Source organism: Bradyrhizobium sp. UFLA03-84 (assembly GCF_002289535.1).
GTDB lineage: Bacteria > Pseudomonadota > Alphaproteobacteria > Rhizobiales > Xanthobacteraceae > Bradyrhizobium > Bradyrhizobium viridifuturi.
In genome coordinates this window covers 403,807-421,688 of the sequence record NZ_NSJY01000013.1, presented here as the reverse complement: position 1 = coordinate 421,688, position 17,882 = coordinate 403,807, and the positions used below count along the sequence as shown (strand labels likewise).

Genomic DNA, 17,882 nt, shown 5'->3' with positions numbered 1-17,882 from the left:
GAACTCCGCGAACCCTGGAGCCGGTTCCAGCGTCAATGACGCAACATTATCCCCTACAATCAATGGGGACGGAACGCCACGAAACGCGCGGCAGAAGCGATCAGCCGTTCAATCTTCCGTCACCCACTGCGCGACGGTCATGACGTCAGGCGGTTGCAGATAGCCGCGAGGCCAGAGATCGACGGCCCATTCCACCTTGGTGGCGCGTTCGAGCAGGACGGCGGTGTTGTGCGGCGTTTGCCCCAGCGAAAATCCGCGGTAATGCGGATTCCCGACGTCGTGGAACTTGAACAGGTTCCATGTCTGCATCACCAGCATCAGGCTGGTCGTGTTGCGGGTCGTGTCCCAGCAGTCGTAATTGTGCTGGTCGTCGTTGGCGCGGAAGTCCGCTTTCGCGACGCGCTTGTTGGTGCCGAGGATCGGCCCCATCCGGCGGTCGAACCAGATCACGGCCTTTTGCACGGCCGCGCGTTCGGCCGCGGCATTGGCACGGCCGGTGGCCATGATCCGGGTCAGGGCAGCCCTGTCGGCTGCACTGAAGTCGAGCATCTCGCGGCGTCGGCAGACGAAGCCGTAGCACACCGTCATCGCCGAGGCCGACGGCGGATAGATCGACACCGATGTATAGAGCTGCATGATGCCGGAGCTGAGCTCGGCCGCAGGGGCCGGCGTCATCGCGAACAGGGACAAGATCGTTGCGCACAACGCGCCGGCAGCCCCGGTTCGCTTCGTACGTATCGGCTTATTGGCATCGTCCATGTCGCGGCCCCCAACTCTGGGGGAGAATTATCGCGGGTGCGCCGCGATGCCAAGACATCCGGCGCATGGCTGTGGATCAGATCAGCCGACCGGCAACGGCGCATCGCGCTTGACTTCCTCCATCACCGCGTAGGTCCGCGTCTCGCGCACGCCCGGCAGCGCCAGCAGGGTTTCGCCGAGAAATCGGCGATAGGCCGTCATGTTGGCGACGCGCGCCTTGACCAGATAGTCGAACCCGCCGGCCACCATGTGACACTCCAGCACTTCCGGTGCGGTCTGCACCGCCTTGGCGAAGCGCTCGAACACGTCGGGCGTGGTCTTGTCGAGCAGCACCTCGACGAACACCAGGAGGCCAAGGCCGAGCCGATGCGGATTGAGCCGCGCGCCGTAGCCCTCGACGAAGCCGTCGCGCTGCAGCCGCTTCAGCCGTTCGCCGACCGAGGTCGGCGACAGACCGATCCGCTCGGCCAGCTCCACATTGGCAATCCGGCCATCCCCTTGCAGGATCGAGAGGATTTTGCGGTCTGTCTTGTCAATCTCTGTCATATCTACGGTCAAAGCTAAAATACTCCGGACTTTCTAAGGTAAATCTGCTAATTTGTCTATCGAACTACGGTCCACGGGCGCGTAGGTGTTCCGGTGCAACCCAGAGGAACCGCCCCATGCCAGACCCGCTCCCGCCGCCGTTCAGCGCACCCTACGCCCCCGATGACGCTGCGATCGCAGGCCGCTTGCGCCGGGACGCCAGGCTGAGCGCGGAGGCGGAGGCGAGGATCGACCGCACCGCGACGCGCCTGATCGAGGCGATCAGGGCCAATGACGATCCGCTCGGCGGGGTCGAGGACATGCTGCGGGAGTTCGCGCTGTCGACCAAGGAGGGACTGGCGCTGATGGTGCTGGCGGAGGCGCTGCTGCGGGTGCCCGACGCGCGCACCGCCGACCAGTTCATCGAGGACAAGCTCGGCCAGGGCGACTTCGTCAACCACGAGACCAAATCCAGCGCGTTCCTGGTCAACGCCTCGGCCTGGGCGCTCGGCATGTCGGCGCGCGTGATCCAGCCCGGTGAAACACCGCAGGGAACGATCGGCCGGCTGACCAAGCGGCTCGGCGCGCCGGCGGTGCGCGCGGCGACGCGGCAGGCGATGCGGCTGATGGGCAGCCATTTCGTGCTCGGCGAGACCATCGAGGCGGCGCTGTCGCGAGCGCAATCGCACACGGCGCGCGGCTCGCGCTATTCATTCGACATGCTCGGCGAGGGCGCGCGCACCGCCGACGATGCCCGCCGCTATTTCGAATCCTACGCCCGCGCGATCGAAGCGATCGGCAAGGCGGCGGGCGATCAGCCCCTGCCCGACCGGCCTGGCATCTCGGTCAAGCTCTCCGCGCTGCATCCGCGCTTCGAGGCGGTCAGCCATGCACGGGTGATGAGCGAGCTGGTGCCGCAGCTGATCGATCTGGCGCGCCGCGCCAAGGCGTACGACCTCAACTTCACCGTCGATGCCGAAGAGGCCGACCGGCTGGAGCTGTCGCTCGACGTCATCGCGGCCGCCTTCGGCGACCCGTCGCTCGCCGGCTGGAGCGGCTTTGGCCTCGCCATCCAGGCCTATCAGAAGCGCGCCACCGACGTGATCGATTATATCGATGCGCTGACGCGCGCGCTCGACCGCAAGATGATGGTGCGCCTCGTCAAGGGCGCCTATTGGGACACCGAGATCAAGCGCGCGCAGGAGCGCGGGCTAGATGGCTATCCGGTGTTCACGCGCAAGGCGATGACCGACCTGAACTACATCGCCTGCGCGCGAAAGCTGCTGGCGCTGCGGCCGCGGCTGTTTCCGCAATTCGCCACCCACAACGCGCTGACGGTTGCGACCATCCTCCAACTGTCAGACGATTCCAACAGCTTCGAATTCCAGCGGCTGCACGGCATGGGCGAAGCGCTCTACGCCCAGCTCGGCCAGGATCGCCCTGACATCGCCCACCGCACCTATGCGCCGGTCGGCAGCCACCGCGACCTGCTCGCCTATCTGGTGCGCCGGCTGCTCGAGAACGGCGCCAACTCGTCATTCGTGGCGCTGGCCGCGGACAATCGCGTCTCCATCGTTGACCTGTTGCGCCGCCCCGCCGAGATCATTGATCGCGACGACAATGCGGCCCATTCCGGGATTCCGCTGCCGACCGACCTTTACCGGCCGCAGCGCGAGAATTCGCACGGCATCGAGTTCGGCGAGCGAAAGGCGCTCGATGCGTTGACATCGGCGATAACAGTCGAACCCAAGGCTGCATCCGTCACGGTCGCGACGTCGACAATCGAGCAGGCGAATGCCGCCGTCGCCGCCGCGCGCGGTGGCTTCAAGGCCTGGAACGCGACGCCGGCCACACGACGCGCGGCCATGCTGGACAAGGCTGCCGATCTGCTCGACCAGCGCCGCGCCCACTTCCTCGCTCTGCTGCAGAACGAGGGTGGCAAGACGCTCGACGACGCGCTCTCCGAGGTCCGCGAGGCGATCGACTTCTGCCGCTACTATGCGGCACAGGGCCGGACGCTGTTCGGGCAAGGCGAGGCGATGCCTGGGCCAACCGGCGAAAGCAACGTGCTCGAGCTGCGCGGGCGCGGCGCGTTCGTCGCGATCTCGCCATGGAATTTCCCGCTCGCGATCTTCCTCGGCCAGGTCACGGCCGCGCTGATGGCCGGCAATGCGGTGATCGCAAAGCCGGCCGAGCAGACGCCGCGCATCGCAGCCGAGACCGTCGCCCTGCTGCATCAGGCGGGCGTGCCGGCATCGGCGCTGCATCTGGTCCAGGGCGACGGCGCAGCCGGCGCCGCGCTGGTCGAGCATCCCGCCATTGCCGGCGTGGTCTTCACAGGGTCTACAGAAGTTGCGCGATCGATCAACCGGACGCTTGCCGCCAAGGACGGCCCCATCGTGCCGCTGATCGCCGAGACCGGCGGCATCAATGCGATGATCGTCGACGCCACCGCGCTCCCCGAGCAGGTCGCCGACGACGTCGTCACCTCGGCGTTCCGCTCCGCCGGCCAACGCTGCTCGGCGCTGCGGCTTCTGTTCGTGCAGGACGACGTCGCCGACCGCATGATCGAGATGATCGCGGGCGCCGCGCACGAATTGAAGATCGGCGATCCCTCGCAGCCATCGACACATATCGGACCTGTGATCGATGCAGAGGCCAAGCAGCGGCTCGACGCGCATATCGCACGGATGAAGAAGGAGGCGCGGGTGCATCTTGCCGGCGAGGCGCCGGCGGGCAATTTCGTCGCGCCGCATATCTTCGAGCTGTCGTCGGCAAGCCAGCTCACCGAGGAGGTGTTCGGCCCGATCCTGCATGTCGTGCGATACCGCGCCGAGCGGCTCGGCGACGTGCTGGCCTCGATCGAGGCCACCGGCTTCGGCCTGACGCTCGGCGTCCATTCGCGCATCGACGACACCATCGAGCACGTCATCGACCGCCTCCAGGTCGGCAACATCTATGTCAACCGCAACATGATCGGCGCGGTCGTCGGCGTGCAGCCGTTTGGCGGCAGCGGCCTCTCCGGCACCGGCCCCAAGGCCGGCGGCCCGCATTACCTTGCGCGCTTCGCCACCGAGCAGACGATCACGATCAACACGGCGGCTGCGGGCGGCAATGCCGCGCTGATGGCGGGGGTCGAGTAGTTGCACTTTCACCCTCCCTCTCCAGGGGAGGGTGGAGCGAGGGTAAGAAAGTGCCGTTGCATCATCACCCCGAGATGGGTCAAATGGCCGCTCGACGGGATCATCGCACACGATAATTCCAGCTACCGGAAAAACACCAACAAGCGCCACGGGAGCGACGGCACGATGGAAAAAGGCATTTTTGACGGGCTCAAGGTCCTGGACTGCGCGAGCTTCATCGCGGCGCCCGCGGCCGCCACCGTGCTGTCCGACTTCGGCGCCGACGTCATCAAGATCGAGCCGCCCGGCGCCGGTGATCCCTACCGCAATCTGCCCAACCTGCCCGGCTATCCCGCCAGCGAGCACAATTTCGCGTGGATGCTGGAGGCCCGCAACAAGAAGAGCCTCGCGCTCGACCTCACCAAGCCTGAGGCACGCGAGGTGCTCTACAAGCTCGTCGCGGAAGCCGACGTCTTCATCACCAACATGCCGCCGCAGGTCCGCGAAAAGCTCGGCATCACCCATGACCATCTCGGCCATCTCAACGACCGGCTGATCTACGCCTCCTTCACAGGCTACGGCGAGAAGGGCGAAGAGGCCAACAAGCCGGGCTTCGATTCCAACGCCTACTGGGCCCGCTCCGGCCTGATGGACCTGGTGCGCGCCGACGAGGACACCACGCCGGCCCGCTCGGTCGCCGGCATGGGTGACCACCCCTGCGCGATGGCGTTCTACGGCGCGATCGTCACCGCTTTGTTCCAGCGCGAGAAGACCGGCAAGGGCTCGCACGTCTCGACCAATCTGATGGCCAACGGCGTCTGGGCCAACGGCGTGCTGGCGCAGGCCAAGCTCGCCGGCGCCAAGTTCAAGAAGCGCAAGCCGCGCGAAGAGGCGCTGAACGCCGTCACCAACCACTACAAGTGCAAGGACGGCCGCTGGCTGATCCTGTCGCTGCTCAACGAAGACCGGCAGTGGCCGACCTTGGCGCGCTGCATGGGCCGCGAGGACCTGATCGCCGATGCCCGCTTCGTCACCAAGGCGGACCGCCATGCGCGCTCGGTCGAGCTGATCAAGATCTTCGACGAGGTGTTCGCCGGCAAGGAGCTCGCCGAATGGCGCAAGATCCTCGACGGCAACGGCCTGGTGTTCGGCGTCGTCGGCATCCTCGACGATATCCCGAACGACAAGCAGATGATCGAGAACGAGGTGCTGGTGCGCTTCGAGAACGACACCATGCTGACCGTCAACAGCCCGATCTTCATCGACGGCGCCAAGAAGGTGCAGCCGCGCAGGCCGCCGGAGGTTGGCGAGCATTCCGACGAGATCCTGCGCCAGGCCGGCTACGACGAGGCCACGATCCGGAAGCTGCGCGCATCCGGCGCGGTGGCGTAGCGGACCGACCACCACCATGAGCAGCCCGGATAAAGCGAAGCGAAATCCGGGCTACGTGGCTCACGCGAACCGGTATCCACTTCGCTCGAAAACGCTTTGGCTATCGCTTGATCCAGGCCCAGACGATGGCCACCACGATGATGCCGATGATGACCGTGAGTCCGATCGCCCAGCTGCTGACGCGGACGGCGCTGACCGCCTGACGCTCGGCCTCGTTGGCCGCGATCTCGCGGTTGCGCTGCTTGTTGTCCTCGGGAGCACTCATCGGGCCGGTCTCCGGTCAGAGCTGTCAGGTCCAGGCAAGCTCGAGTGTAGCATCAAATAATGACGCGCAACCGCTCCGGTTCCAGCTGAAATCAGCGGCCCTTCACGAAGCACATGCCCATGTGGGAGGTTTTCCCGGCAACCTGGCAGGCGAGGCCTTCGGCGCAGGTCCAGCCACGGAAACTGCGGTCGGTCTCCGCCGGCTTGGCGCCCGGCTGATAGCAGTGAGCGCCCCAACCGTCGCTGTATTCGGTGCCGGCAAGCTCGGCAGCGCCGCGCGGCTGCGGCCGGTTGGAGAAGCCGCGGGAAAAATCCGGCGCCTTGCCGTCGCGGAAGTTCGCCAGGATATCGCGGCGGCGAGGCTGGTCGCCGAAGAAGTGCGGCGAGGCCGGCACCACAGTGGAATTCGACGGCTTCGCCGCCATCCAGTCGACGCCGGGGAAATGGAAGCCGCCGATGCCGCGGGTCTGATGGCAACCGGCGCAGGTAACGTCGTTGAGGCGCCGTTCGAAGCCGGCCAGCGACTGGATATTCCTGAGCTTCGTCCCGTCAGCGGCGGCCTTCTGCAAGGCCCCGACGACGTCGCCCTCCGAGAACACCGCATTGCCGCCTCCGCCCTCGCCCTGCACCATCCCGAACTCCGGCTCCAGATCGCTGACGTCAAAGCCGGTCGGCGTCGGCGCGACGGCACCGGTTGCGAGGAAACGATCGGGGATCAGCAAGGTGCCGCGATCGAACTCGGCAAAATGCCTGGGATCGAGCAGCCATGCCTTGAAGTCGCGCTTCAATCCCTCGTCGGCCAGAATGCGGTCGCGATCGACCTGGTTCTCCAGCGGCGCTTCGATAAAGCGTTTTGCCGCGCCGTCATAGTCGAACACTTTCAGCAGATAGTCGGTGCGGAAGTCGCGCACCGCGGATTTCGGCGCGTGCGCGATCTGCAGGTTGGTCTCGATGCGATCGATATTCCGGGCATCGATCAGGTCGAGCGGCCCATCCTTGCCGAACAGCTTGTCCATCGTCGGCGGCGCACTGCCCGTCGCGAGCCAGCGTCGCGCGATCTCGCGGCAGGTGAGCGACGCGTCGTTGCCGTCGCCTTTCGCCTTCAGCACCAGGTTCAGCGTCATCGGTAGCCGCTGCGACACCGCGTTCTCGCCGATCAGCGGCACATCGGTGCGGGTCAGCCGGTAGATCAGCCGGACCTCGCCGCAGTCCTTCGGCGCCACATAGGCGCGGTCCATGCGGTTGACGATGCCTGCGAGCACGAAGCGGACGTCAGCGGATTCGAACAGCGCGCGGTCGAACAGCTGGAATGCAAAGCCGTCGCCGACCCCGATGCTCTCGCTCGGCAGGCTCGCCTTGTGCTTCGAGACATAGCGATCGAATTCGCGATCGAGCGCCGCGCGTACCGGCACCATCGCAGGCAGGCCGAACAACTCGCGATTGGACAGCGGCGTATCGGCGGAGCGTTCCGGCGCGAGCATCCGGCCGAGGCCAAAGCGGCCTTGATCGAGCTCGCGCAGAACAGCGGGATCGATCACCGCCGCGCCGCGCTCGAGCGCGCGATCCTCGGCGGCACCTGCCGGCGCGGCGCCGCCGAGCAGAACGCATATCAGCAGGAGGCATTTCAGCACGCGGCTCATGCCCCACTAACACCGCACCGCGAATCCTATTCAAGAAAAAAGGCGCTTCACATCGCGGTGAAGCGCCTTGGTATCGTCGTCTTTCCGCAATCAACGCGAAACGATCAGGCCCTTGCTCGTGACGACCACCCAACGGCCGTCCTGCTTGCGGATCGCGTCGACGCGGCCGAGGCCGGGGACGGGATCGCCGGCATAGACCTCATAGATGCCGCCGCGGCCCTCGATCAGCGCGCCACCATTGCCGACGTCGCGCAGCGCCCAACCGTCGACCACCGGCAGGCGGCCGACCTCGGGCCTCGGGGCGGCAGGTGCTGCCGCGGCCGTCGCTGGCGGGACCGAACCGGTGACCTCGCGGGCGGGCGTCACCGCGGCGACGGTCGTCTGCGGGGCGCGGAGCTTGTCGACGGTCTCGCTGAGCTTGTTGAGCTTGGCAATCGGCTCGGCCTGGGCCTTCTCGACCTTCTCGATGCGCTCACTGGCCTTGCTGAACTGGGCCTGGCCGGCCTTGGCGGTCTGCTCCACGCTGGCCTTCAGCGCGGCGAGCTCGGATTCGACCCGGGCGAGCGCGGCGTCGGCCGCGTCTTTGGCGGCGGCGTCCTTGGCAGCCACGTCCCTGACGGAGGCAGCGGCAGGTGCAGCGAGATGGCCGAGCCCTGCGGTCGCGAGCGCGCCGCCGATGGCGCCTGCCACGGTCGCCAGCGCAATCACCGCGGCCATCGCGCCGAACCGGCGCGAGCCGGCCGGTTTGGCGGTCTGCTCGGCACCCGGTTTGGAGGCGGTCGCCTCATGGTCCCAGGTGCGGTCGCCGGGCGCCATGATCATCAGTCTGCCCGGGAAACGCGGCTCTTCACGCTTGCCGGTCTCGACCTTGGGCACCTCCATATTGGTCGGCTCGATCTTGGGGTCGATCTTGGCATCGATCCTGGCCTCGATCATGGGATCGAGCCGGGACGGCTCTACCTTGGGCGCTTCGGCCTTCGGTGCGTCAACTCTGGGCGCATCCGCCTTCGGCGAGGTCTCTTCCTGCTCGGGCGCGAGCCGCGGAGCCTCGACACCGGCCGCGGCCATCGCGGGCTCGCTCTTCGCCGCCATTTCGGCGCCGGTTTGACCGCTGACCGGTTCGCTCTGCTGCTCACTCACGTTCAAAGTCTCCAGGCTAGGTTGACAATTCGGTAACTTTTATTGCTTGCGAAATGGTTACCCCGCTCCGCCATTACCTAAATTTTAGGGAGTTTTCCGGGCCGGATTTGGGCGATGCGGCGCTGCGGCAATCTGCGTCAGCTCCGTTTGCGCGCGGCGCTTTCCCGATTAACATACCGCCATCTTCCAGCCAGAAGGCAGGGGAGTGCCATGACGATCGAGAAATGCATCAACGAATTTGGTGTCGATGACGTCATTTTTGAGGAAGGCTCGACCGGCCGCGAGCTGTTCGTCGTGCTCGACGGCACGGTCGACATCGCCAAGATCGATGGCGGAAACAAGACCGTCATCGTCAGCCTCGGCAAGGGCGAGTTCTTCGGCGAGATGGCCGTGATCGACGGCTCGGCGCGCTCGGCAACCGCCATCGCAGCCGCGCCTGCGACGCGCGTGATGCGGATCAACCACGCCCGCTTCGTCTATCTGGTCAGCCAGCAGCCGGCCTTCGCGCTGATGGTGATGGATGCGCTGTCGAAACGCCTGCGCGCCTCCAACGACGTCACCTACCGAACCGCAGGCGCACCATGAGCGACCGCAAGCCGAGCCCGTTCAAGACGCTGTTCGACGCCGATGTCGCGACGCTGATCCAGGCCGCCGACGGCGTCTACCAGATCCGCTTCAAGAACCGCGCCGCGAACGCCTATCTCGTACGCGGCAGCAAACGGACCATCATGATCGACGTCGGATTGTCGACCAACTATCCGTCGCTCGTCGCCTGCCTTAATCATCTCGGCATAACACCCGATGCGATCGACATGGTGATACTGAGCCACGAGCATCTCGATCACATCGGCGCGGCCTATCATTTCCACGGCTCGGCCTACATCGCCGCGCACCGGCTCGCCGCCAACAAGATCATGCTGCGCGACGACTTCTCGATGCTGCGCAAGATGTTCAACGAACCGAACGTGCCGATCGACATCGACATCTGGCTCGAAGAAGGCAACCTGATCGATCTCGGCAATTTCCGCCTCAACGTGATGTACACGCCGGGCCACACCTCGGCCTGCATTTCGCTGTTCGATCAGGACAAGGGGCTGCTGTTCGCCGCCGACACGCTGATGCCGGGCGGCGTGATGGGCGGCGTGTTCGGCTCCGGCTCGATCGCCGACTACATCCAGTCGCTGGAGCGGCTGAAGGGGCTCAATTCGAAGATCCTGCTGTCGGGTCACGGCCGGTTGTCCGACACGCCGCAGGACGATGTGCGGGTCGCCCTGCAACGCTCGCACGCTTTGCTCGAGGACACCGCGCAACTGTTCGACGCCCTCGATGCGCGCTCGAACTTCGAGCCGATCATGCAGTCGGTGCGCGACCTCAACAAGCTCGACGATTGAGGATCGGCCGCAGCCGAAGCCCGCCGTTGTGGCCTGCCATGACTTTGCACTAGGATCGGCTCGGAACGACAAGAACCATGGACGCGGCGATGCAAGCCGTTGCCGGCAGCGGGGAGACGAAGCGAATGCAGGCTGACACGATGGCGCGGATGCGCCGCCGGGTGGTGATCTCCTCCACGATCGGCAATGCACTGGAATGGTTCGACTTCACCGTTTTTGGCCTGTTCGCCGGCATCCTGAGCAAGCTGTTCTTTCCCGCGGACAATCCGCATTCCTCGCTGCTGCTCACCTTCGCGACATTCGGGATCGCCTTTGCAGCCCGGCCGCTGGGTGGCCTGGTGTTCGGGCTCTATGCCGACAGGCACGGCCGCAAGAAGGCGCTGGTCGTGATGATATCGCTGATGGCTGCCGGCACCGGCCTGCTCGGCGTCTTGCCGACTTACGGCGCGATCGGAATCGCAGCACCGCTGTTGCTGCTGCTGGCGCGGCTGATCCAGGGCTTTTCCGCCGGCGGCGAGTTCGGCAGCGCGAGCGCAATGCTGATCGAGTTCGCGCCGCCTGGCCGGCGCGGCTTCTACGGCTCGTTTCAGATGGTGTCGCAATCGCTGGCGTTCGGCCTCGGTGCCGCGATGGCGATCGGCCTCAATCTCGGCCTGTCGGCGGACGCCTTCGCGAGCTGGGGTTGGCGCGTACCGTTCATCCTCGGCATCCTGATCGGGCCGACCGGATGGTACCTGCGCCAAAAGTGCGACGAGTCGCCTGAATTCAAAGCGTATCTCGCCGAGAAGGCCGCGACGGCGCAGCCGGGCAGGCAGACTACGCTCGGCCAACTGTTCTCCGAACATCCGCGCGAGTTGATTGCATCGTTCTGCCTGATCGCGGCCGGCACGGCGATCAACTATGTCAACGCGATCTTTCTGCCGACCTATGCGGTCGCCGAGCTGAAGCTGCCGATCCTCAACGCACAGCTCGGTCTGCTCGTCGTCAGCCTCATCAATGCGGCGGTGGCGGTGGCCTGCGGCGCTCTCTCCGACCGGATCGGCCGCCGCGCGGCCCTGGTTCCGGCGCTGATCATCTACAGCCTGCTGTTCTATGTGATCTTGCAGCGGCTGGTTGCCGCGCCGACCACGGCGAATCTCTGGCAGTTGCAGATCGTCGCGGTCCTGCTCGGAGCCCTCGCCGGGCCGATGCCTGCCTTCATGACCGAGATATTCCCCGTCGGCGTGCGCTCGACCGGGGCATCGCTGATGTACAATCTCGCCGTGATGCTGTTCGGCGGGCTGGCGCCGTTCATCAACACCTGGCTGGTCCAGGTCACGGGCGACAAGGCCGCTCCGGTCTACTACATCCTCTTCGCCGCGGCGGTGGGTCTCGTGGGTCTGTCGGTCTATCGCGGGCGACCGTCGGTGCCGGGAATCACAACTCAACCGGCGCAATGACCGCGACCGGTGTGACGGCTGACGCCCGAGCTTGCGCGACTGTGCGGGCGGCGCTGCATTTGACAAATCCGCGCCTGGCCTGTTCAACAGCGGCAAGAAAACGCTGAAGAACAGGGAGCGAGGACCATGAAGCTTTACGACTCGATCGGACCCAATCCGCGCATCGTGCGCATGTTCATGGCGGAGAAGGGCATCGAGGTCCCCAAGGAGACCGTCGACCTGCGCAAGGGCGAGAACCGCGAGGAAGCGCATCTGAAGCGCAACCCGCACGGCCAGATGCCGGCGCTCGAGCTCGATTGCGGCAACTACCTCTCGGAGATCACGGCGATCTGCGAATATCTCGAGGAGAAGCATCCCTCGCCCGCGATGATCGGCGCCACGCCGGAAGAGCGCGCCGAATGCCGGATGTGGACGCGCCGTGTCGATCTCAACATCGCCGAACCGCTTGCCAACGGCTATCGCTTCGGCGAGGCGCTGAAATTCTTCGAGAAGCGCATCCCGGTCGCACCCGAAGCCTCCCCGGGCCTGAAGATGATCGCGGCCAACCGCATCAAATGGCTCAACGACCAGATGGCCGACGGACGCGACTATATCTGCGGCAAGCGCTTCACGCTCGCCGACATGCTGCTCTACTGCTGGATCGATTTCGGCAACCAGGTCGGCCAGCCGCTGGATCAGTCGAACGGCAACATCGTCGCCTGGTTCAACCGCGTTGCCGTGCGGCCGTCGGTGAAGGCGTAAAGGCGGTCCTCTTATCCTCCCCTGGAGGGGGAGGATAAGAGGGGCAAGACCATTCAGTCCCTCAAATCACCACTGGCCTATCCGGCAGCTCGTTCGGGCCGCCCTCGGTGTGCGGAAAATACTTCGCGAGCTCCCGCGACACCGCCGCAATCCCCGTAGTGACGCCCTGCTCGAACCGGCCGGCCCGAAAATCCGTTTCCATCGAGCGGCAGATCGCTTCCCAGCCGGCGTGGCCGACCTTCGCATCAATGCCGCGATCGGCGACGATCTCGACGTCGCGGTCGGCCAACAGGAGATAGATCAGGACGCCGTTGTTGTGATGGGTGTCCCAGATCCGAAGATGCGAGAACACGTCGATCGCCCGCTCCCGTGCCGGCTGGTCGCGGAACAGCGGCACGCCGTCGAGTGCGCCCTCGACGACGAAACGGATCTGGCCGGAATGGGTCGCCTCGCCCGCCTTGATCGCCTGCTCGATCGCGTCGAGCACGCGCGGCGGAAACTCGCGCCGCACGCGCCAGCGATGCTCGATGAGGTGCTTGCCGATACGCTTGATGCCCATATGCCTACCAGCTCCCCGAGGCGCCGCCGCCGCCGAAGCTGCCGCCTCCGCCGCTGAAACCGCCGCTCGAGCCAGAGCCGCTGCTCCAGCCCCCGCCGCCGGACCAGCCCCCGGAATAACCGCCGCCGCGCCGGTAAGGTCCTGAGCCCGCTGCGGGACCACCGAAGTTCAATCCGCCAAAGATCAGCGCCGCAACGCCGGCGAACAGGCCGACCACCAGCGCGGTGGCGAGCGAGCCGGCCAGCATCCAGGTGAAGACGCCGACGATGCCGCCGGTCGCGACCGACCCCAACAACCGCCCCAGCAGGCCGCGCAGGAAGCCTGCCACGATGATGACGCCGAAGATCACGACCGGGTTGGCGAAGTCGACGAGATTGGGCGCCTGCCAATGCTCGGGCTCAGGTGCCGGCAATTGCTCGCCATTGACCAGCCGGATCATCCGGTCGACGCCGGCCGAGATGCCGCCTGCGAAATCGCCGGCCTTGAATTTCGGCGTGATGTCCTCGTCGATGATGCGGTGAGTGACGACGTCGCTCAGCACGCCTTCGAGGCCGTAGCCGACCTCGATGCGCAGATGCCGGTCGTTCTTGGCGACGACGAGCAGCGCGCCGTCGTCGACCTTCTTGCGCCCGATCTTCCAGGCCTCGGCGACGCGGATCGAAAACTGCTCGATGGTTTCCTCAGCCGTCGTCGGCACGATCAGGACCGCGATCTGGCTGCCCTTGCGGGTCTCCAGATCCTTCAGCCTGTCGTTCAGTGACGCGACGTCGCCTGATGACAGCGTGCCGGTCTGATCGACGACGCGGCCGGTGAGCTGAGGCACTGCGACCTCGGCCCATGCCGGGCAGATGAAGCCCAGCAGGAAGGCGAACAGGATGACGCGTGCGGCGGCCATCGCGGCGGGCGCTCGCCGGTGCTATTTCGACGGTGCCGGCGCCGGATTGAAATCGACCTTCGGCGCGGTCGAGATCTCCTTCTCATTGTCGACCGTGAAGTTCGGCTTCTCCTTGTAGCCGAACGCCATCGCCGTCAGATTGTTCGGGAAGGTGCGGATGCCGACGTTGTAGTCCTGCACCGCCTTGATGTAGCGGTTGCGCGCCACGGTGATGCGGTTCTCGGTGCCTTCGAGCTGCGCCATCAGGTCGCGGAACAGCGCATCCGATTTCAGCTGCGGGTAATTCTCGGTGACGACCAGCAGCCGCGACAGCGCACTGGTGAGTTCGCCCTGCGCCTGCGTGAACTTCTGGAACGCGGCGGGATCGTTGAGCACCTCGGGCGTCGCCTGGATGCTGCCGACCTTGGCGCGCGCGTTGGTGACGCCGAGCAGCACGTCCTTCTCCTGCTGCGCAAAGCCCTTCACCGAGTTGACCAGGTTCGGCACGAGATCGGCGCGCCGCTGGTACTGGTTCACCACCTCCGACCAGCTCGACTTGACCTGCTCGTCATTGGTCTGGATCGCGTTATAGCCGCAGTTGGTCAGGCTCAAGGTCGCCAGCGCTGCCAGCACGGTCCAAAGCTTGCGCATGAAGATGGTCCTCCCGGTGGTTTCTGCATCACGGTAACAGATTTTCGCGCGATAATCCCGTGGCGCGGATTTCGCGCTCGCTTTTCCAAATGATGGCCCTTGCCTATCCCTCCCCGCGCCGTTCATCATGGCGAAAAAATCGATCGCGGGAGGATCCATTGGCGTCTGAACAATTCGAGACGATTGTTGTCGAGCGGCCCGACCCCGCGATTACGCGGATCGTGATGAACCGCCCTGAGGCGCGCAACGCCCAGAACCTGCAGATGACCTACGACCTCAACGCCGCCTTCGACCGGGCGGTGCAGGACGACGCGGTCAAGGTCATCATCCTCGCCGGCAACGGCCCGCATTTTTCGGCCGGTCACGATCTCAGGCCAGGGGCCAAGAATGAGGCGGGCGTCGATTTCCCGCCAGTCGGAAATTGGGGCGGCTTCGCCGAACCCAACGCCCACGGCCGCTTCGCGCGCGAGCAGGAGATCTACCTGCAGATCACACGGCGCTGGCGCAATCTCGCCAAGCCGACGATCGCGGAAATCCACGGTAAGTGCATTGCCGGCGGGCTGATGCTGGCCTGGGCCTGCGACCTGATCGTTGCGAGCAGTGATGCCGAGTTCTGCGATCCCGTGGTGACGATGGGCGTCTGCGGCGTCGAGTGGTTCGTGCATCCCTGGGAGCTCGGCGCGCGCAAGGCCAAGGAGATGCTGTTCACCGCCGACGTCTGGAGCGCCGACGAGGCGCATCGCCTCGGCATGGTCAATCACGTGGTGCCGCGCGGCGATCTCTCGCCCTTCACGCTGGCGCTGGCGCGGCGGATCGCCGCCAAGCCCGCCTTCGCGCTGAAGCTCAGCAAGGAAGCGGTGAACCGCTCGATCGACATCATGGGGCAGCCGGCGGCAATCGATCAGGCGTTCGCGCTGCATCAGCTCTGCCACGCCCACAACCTGCAGGAATTCGGCATGGTGGTGGACCCTGCGGGTCTGCATCCCTCCGTCAAGAAAACCGCCAACGTGTAGAAAGCCCGATGGACCTCACCCTCAGCGACGAGCAGCGCCTGCTGCGCGAAAGTGCCGACCGCTTCGTAGCCGAAACCTTTACTGCCGATCATCGCAAGAAAACGGCGAACGATCCGCTGGGCTATTCGCCTGACATCTGGAAGCAATTCGCCGAGCTCGGCTGGCTGGCGTTGCCGATCGCCGAGGCCCATGGCGGGCTCGGCGGCGGCGCGATCGAGATCGGGTTGCTGATGGAAGCGTTCGGCCGCGGCCTCGTGTCCGAGCCGTTCCTTTCCACGGTCGTGATCGGCGCCGCGCTGGTCGCCGAATGCGGTACCGAGGCGCAGCAGCAGGCGATCCTGCCCAGGATCGCCGAGGGCGCGCTCACGCTCGCCTTCGCACATTCGGAACGCGCTGCGCGCTTCGACCTCGCCCATGTCGACACCACCGCCACCAAGACCGCCAACGGCTGGCGGCTGAGCGGCAGCAAGATCGCCGTGCTCGACGGCGCGGCCGCGAGCCAGCTCATCGTCTCCGCCCGCATCGCCAACGCCAATGGCGCATCCGGCAAGCTTGGCCTGTTCCTGGTACCGGCGGGAACGGCGGGCCTCACTTTGCGCGACTACGCGCGGCTTGGTGGCGGGCGCGGCTGCAATCTCGATCTCAGGGATGTGCAGCTGCCTGCCGACGCGTTGCTCGGCGATGGCGGCGATGCACTGCCCGCGATCGAAACCGTGATCGACCGCGCGATGGCCGCGCTCGGCGCGGAGGCGGTCGGCATCATGCAGACGCTGCTCGACACCACGCTCGAATACACCAAGATCCGCAAACAGTTCGGCCGGCCGCTGTCGGCCAACCAGGTGATCCGCCATCGCCTCGCCGACGTCGCGATGCAGGTCGACGAGGCGCGGTCGATGGCGCTGCGCGCGGCGCTGATGGCCAATGCCGAGCCGGTGGCGCGCAGCCGTGCCGCCTCCGGCGCCAAGGCGAAGATCGGCAAATGCGCGCGCTTCGTCGCCGAGCAGGCGGTGCAGCTGCACGGTGCCATGGGCGTCACCGAGGAGCTCGACATCGGCGCCTATTTCAAGCGGCTGCTCGCCTTCGACACGCTGTTCGGCGGCAGCGCCCATCATTATCGCCGCCACGCCGCGCTGAGCGGCCGCGTCCACGCGTAACGGAGAGCGCACATGGATCTCACCTTCAGCGCCGAAGAGCGCGCCTTCGAGCGGGACGTCCGCGACTATATCGCCGAGACCCTGACGCCGGAGATGAAGCGCGCCACCGCGCTGACGCCCTCGGTTTTCTCCGACCCCGACATCGGCATGGCCTGGCAACGCGCGTTGCACAGCAAGGGCTGGGGCGCGCCGGGCTGGCCGGTCGAACATGGCGGGCCGGACTGGACGCCGGCGCAGCGCTGGATCTTCGAGGCAGAATGCGCCCGCGCCGGCGTGCCCAATGTCAACGTGATGGGCGTCAAGATGGTCGGCCCCGTCATCATCGGCTTCGGCTCGCCCGAGCAGCAGAATTTCTACCTGCCGCGGATTCTGTCCGGTGAAGACTATTGGTGCCAGGGCTATTCCGAGCCAGGCTCGGGCTCCGACCTCTCCTCGCTGAAGACTCGCGCGGTGCGCGACGGCGACGACTACATCATCAACGGCACCAAGATCTGGACCACGCATGCGCATCACGCCAACCGCATGTTCGCGCTGGTGCGCACCAGCGACGGCGAGCGGCAGCAGGACGGCATCAGTTTTATTCTCATCGACATGAAGACGCCCGGCATCACGACAAGGCCAATTCTGACGATTGGCGGCGATCATGAAGTCAACCAGGTGTTCTTCGACGACGTTCGGGTGCCCGTCGCCAATCGCGTCGGCGAGGAAGGCAAGGGCTGGACTTACGGCAAGTACCTGCTCGAATTCGAACGCGGCTCCGGCATCGCCTCAGCAAAATTGCGCGAGGCGCTGAAGACGATCACCGATCTCGCAGGCTCCGAGGTTACCGGCCGCGCCATCGAGGACCCCGACATCGCGATGCGGATGTCGGAGGTCGAGGTCGATATCGACGCGCTCGAGATGACCGAGCTCAGGGTGCTGTCGGCGCTGCAGACCGGGCAGAATCCCGGCGCGGTGTCGTCGCTGATCAAGCTCCGCGTCAGTGAGATCCGCCAGGCAGTAACGCGGCTCGGCGTCGACGTGATCGGCCAGGACGGCCTTGCGGTCGAGCCGGCGCGGCCTTTCTACCGGCTCAACCACGAGCCGGCGATTCCGGAAGAGCTGCTGCCGGTGGTGCCGGAGTATCTCAACGGGCGCGCGTACACGATCTTCGGCGGCTCGTCGGAGATCCAGCGGGACATCATCGCGAAGATGGTGCTGGGGTTGTAGCTCTCGTCA

The 17,882-nt window shown here is 65.8% G+C and carries 17 protein-coding genes; 9 read left to right on the top strand and 8 right to left on the bottom strand.

Annotation, left to right across the window (positions count from 1 at the left end; genetic code table 11):
• Nucleotides 1-108: 108 nt before the first annotated feature.
• Both CK489_RS16065 and CK489_RS16060 read right to left on the bottom strand, forming a co-directional pair.
• Entirely contained in the window at nucleotides 109-675 is a 567-nt protein-coding gene (locus CK489_RS16065) for a hypothetical protein (RefSeq protein ID WP_095733659.1), read from the bottom strand.
• Nucleotides 676-840: 165 nt separating this feature from the next.
• Complete coding sequence (locus CK489_RS16060; RefSeq protein WP_050423774.1) at nucleotides 841-1,305, bottom strand: Lrp/AsnC ligand binding domain-containing protein; 465 nt, start codon at nucleotides 1,303-1,305, stop codon at nucleotides 841-843.
• 116 nt (nucleotides 1,306-1,421) lie between these two features.
• Here CK489_RS16060 and putA point away from each other — a divergent pair, with 116 nt between their 5' ends.
• Together putA and CK489_RS16050 are read left to right on the top strand one after the other, a co-directional pair.
• A complete protein-coding gene (putA, locus tag CK489_RS16055; RefSeq protein WP_095732943.1) occupies nucleotides 1,422-4,427 on the top strand; it encodes a bifunctional proline dehydrogenase/L-glutamate gamma-semialdehyde dehydrogenase PutA in 3,006 nt (1,001 codons plus the stop codon).
• A gap of 165 nt (nucleotides 4,428-4,592) precedes the next feature.
• On the top strand, nucleotides 4,593-5,798 hold the full coding sequence (locus tag CK489_RS16050) for a CaiB/BaiF CoA transferase family protein (protein WP_095732942.1): 1,206 nt from the start codon (nucleotides 4,593-4,595) through the stop codon (nucleotides 5,796-5,798).
• Between the two features lie 100 nt (nucleotides 5,799-5,898).
• Here the strand turns inward: CK489_RS16050 and CK489_RS41745 are convergent, their stop codons facing one another.
• From CK489_RS41745 to CK489_RS16040, 3 genes are all read right to left on the bottom strand, one after another.
• Nucleotides 5,899-6,063, bottom strand: a complete 165-nt coding sequence (locus CK489_RS41745; RefSeq protein ID WP_167350149.1) for a hypothetical protein — start codon at nucleotides 6,061-6,063, stop codon at nucleotides 5,899-5,901.
• Between the two features lie 91 nt (nucleotides 6,064-6,154).
• On the bottom strand, nucleotides 6,155-7,702 hold the full coding sequence (locus tag CK489_RS16045; protein ID WP_095732941.1) for a hypothetical protein: 1,548 nt from the start codon (nucleotides 7,700-7,702) through the stop codon (nucleotides 6,155-6,157).
• A gap of 90 nt (nucleotides 7,703-7,792) precedes the next feature.
• A complete protein-coding gene (locus tag CK489_RS16040) occupies nucleotides 7,793-8,848 on the bottom strand; it encodes a hypothetical protein (RefSeq protein WP_095732940.1) in 1,056 nt (351 codons plus the stop codon).
• Nucleotides 8,849-9,052: 204 nt separating this feature from the next.
• Here CK489_RS16040 and CK489_RS16035 point away from each other — a divergent pair, with 204 nt between their 5' ends.
• From CK489_RS16035 to CK489_RS16020, 4 genes are all read left to right on the top strand, one after another.
• On the top strand, nucleotides 9,053-9,427 hold the full coding sequence (locus CK489_RS16035) for a Crp/Fnr family transcriptional regulator (protein ID WP_095732939.1): 375 nt from the start codon (nucleotides 9,053-9,055) through the stop codon (nucleotides 9,425-9,427).
• Nucleotides 9,424-10,233 (top strand): MBL fold metallo-hydrolase, encoded by an 810-nt coding sequence (locus CK489_RS16030; RefSeq protein WP_050628165.1) that lies wholly within the window; start codon nucleotides 9,424-9,426, stop codon nucleotides 10,231-10,233. The genes CK489_RS16035 and CK489_RS16030 overlap by 4 nt, the downstream gene beginning before the upstream one ends.
• Before the next feature lie 125 nt (nucleotides 10,234-10,358).
• Complete coding sequence (locus tag CK489_RS16025) at nucleotides 10,359-11,672, top strand: MFS transporter (RefSeq protein WP_245350390.1); 1,314 nt, start codon at nucleotides 10,359-10,361, stop codon at nucleotides 11,670-11,672.
• A gap of 126 nt (nucleotides 11,673-11,798) precedes the next feature.
• Nucleotides 11,799-12,413 (top strand): glutathione S-transferase family protein, encoded by a 615-nt coding sequence (locus CK489_RS16020; protein ID WP_095732938.1) that lies wholly within the window; start codon nucleotides 11,799-11,801, stop codon nucleotides 12,411-12,413.
• Nucleotides 12,414-12,474: 61 nt separating this feature from the next.
• Here CK489_RS16020 and CK489_RS16015 read toward each other — a convergent pair whose 3' ends face one another.
• The 3 genes from CK489_RS16015 to CK489_RS16005 are packed head-to-tail and all read right to left on the bottom strand — an operon-like array spanning nucleotide 12,475 to nucleotide 14,497.
• Nucleotides 12,475-12,972, bottom strand: coding sequence for a TPM domain-containing protein (locus tag CK489_RS16015; protein WP_095732937.1), 498 nt, complete (start codon nucleotides 12,970-12,972; stop codon nucleotides 12,475-12,477).
• Nucleotides 12,973-12,976: 4 nt separating this feature from the next.
• Complete coding sequence (locus tag CK489_RS16010) at nucleotides 12,977-13,867, bottom strand: TPM domain-containing protein (RefSeq protein WP_095732936.1); 891 nt, start codon at nucleotides 13,865-13,867, stop codon at nucleotides 12,977-12,979.
• Between the two features lie 21 nt (nucleotides 13,868-13,888).
• Nucleotides 13,889-14,497, bottom strand: coding sequence for a LemA family protein (locus CK489_RS16005; protein WP_050628161.1), 609 nt, complete (start codon nucleotides 14,495-14,497; stop codon nucleotides 13,889-13,891).
• 158 nt (nucleotides 14,498-14,655) lie between these two features.
• Here CK489_RS16005 and CK489_RS16000 point away from each other — a divergent pair, with 158 nt between their 5' ends.
• The 3 genes from CK489_RS16000 to CK489_RS15990 are packed head-to-tail and all read left to right on the top strand — an operon-like array spanning nucleotide 14,656 to nucleotide 17,873.
• Nucleotides 14,656-15,510, top strand: a complete 855-nt coding sequence (locus CK489_RS16000; protein WP_094193923.1) for an enoyl-CoA hydratase — start codon at nucleotides 14,656-14,658, stop codon at nucleotides 15,508-15,510.
• A gap of 8 nt (nucleotides 15,511-15,518) precedes the next feature.
• Entirely contained in the window at nucleotides 15,519-16,664 is a 1,146-nt protein-coding gene (locus CK489_RS15995) for an acyl-CoA dehydrogenase family protein (protein WP_095732935.1), read from the top strand.
• A gap of 12 nt (nucleotides 16,665-16,676) precedes the next feature.
• Complete coding sequence (locus CK489_RS15990; protein ID WP_095732934.1) at nucleotides 16,677-17,873, top strand: acyl-CoA dehydrogenase family protein; 1,197 nt, start codon at nucleotides 16,677-16,679, stop codon at nucleotides 17,871-17,873.
• Nucleotides 17,874-17,882 lie beyond the last annotated feature (9 nt).

Excerpts from the sequence above, each read along its gene's own strand:
- CK489_RS15995 (WP_095732935.1), top strand. The coding sequence starts at position 15,519 with ATGGACCTCACCCTCAGCGACGAGCAGCGCCTGCTGCGCGAAAGTGCC.
- CK489_RS16030 (WP_050628165.1), top strand. The coding sequence starts at position 9,424 with ATGAGCGACCGCAAGCCGAGCCCGTTCAAGACGCTGTTCGACGCCGAT.
- CK489_RS16045 (WP_095732941.1), bottom strand. The coding sequence starts at position 7,702 with ATGAGCCGCGTGCTGAAATGCCTCCTGCTGATATGCGTTCTGCTCGGC.
- CK489_RS41745 (WP_167350149.1), bottom strand. The coding sequence starts at position 6,063 with ATGAGTGCTCCCGAGGACAACAAGCAGCGCAACCGCGAGATCGCGGCC.
- CK489_RS16060 (WP_050423774.1), bottom strand. The coding sequence starts at position 1,305 with ATGACAGAGATTGACAAGACAGACCGCAAAATCCTCTCGATCCTGCAA.
- CK489_RS16035 (WP_095732939.1), top strand. The coding sequence starts at position 9,053 with ATGACGATCGAGAAATGCATCAACGAATTTGGTGTCGATGACGTCATT.
- putA (WP_095732943.1), top strand. The coding sequence starts at position 1,422 with ATGCCAGACCCGCTCCCGCCGCCGTTCAGCGCACCCTACGCCCCCGAT.
- CK489_RS15990 (WP_095732934.1), top strand. The coding sequence starts at position 16,677 with ATGGATCTCACCTTCAGCGCCGAAGAGCGCGCCTTCGAGCGGGACGTC.
- CK489_RS16015 (WP_095732937.1), bottom strand. The coding sequence starts at position 12,972 with ATGGGCATCAAGCGTATCGGCAAGCACCTCATCGAGCATCGCTGGCGC.
- CK489_RS16025 (WP_245350390.1), top strand. The coding sequence starts at position 10,359 with ATGCAGGCTGACACGATGGCGCGGATGCGCCGCCGGGTGGTGATCTCC.
- CK489_RS16005 (WP_050628161.1), bottom strand. The coding sequence starts at position 14,497 with ATGCGCAAGCTTTGGACCGTGCTGGCAGCGCTGGCGACCTTGAGCCTG.
- CK489_RS16065 (WP_095733659.1), bottom strand. The coding sequence starts at position 675 with ATGACGCCGGCCCCTGCGGCCGAGCTCAGCTCCGGCATCATGCAGCTC.
- CK489_RS16020 (WP_095732938.1), top strand. The coding sequence starts at position 11,799 with ATGAAGCTTTACGACTCGATCGGACCCAATCCGCGCATCGTGCGCATG.
- CK489_RS16010 (WP_095732936.1), bottom strand. The coding sequence starts at position 13,867 with ATGGCCGCCGCACGCGTCATCCTGTTCGCCTTCCTGCTGGGCTTCATC.
- CK489_RS16050 (WP_095732942.1), top strand. The coding sequence starts at position 4,593 with ATGGAAAAAGGCATTTTTGACGGGCTCAAGGTCCTGGACTGCGCGAGC.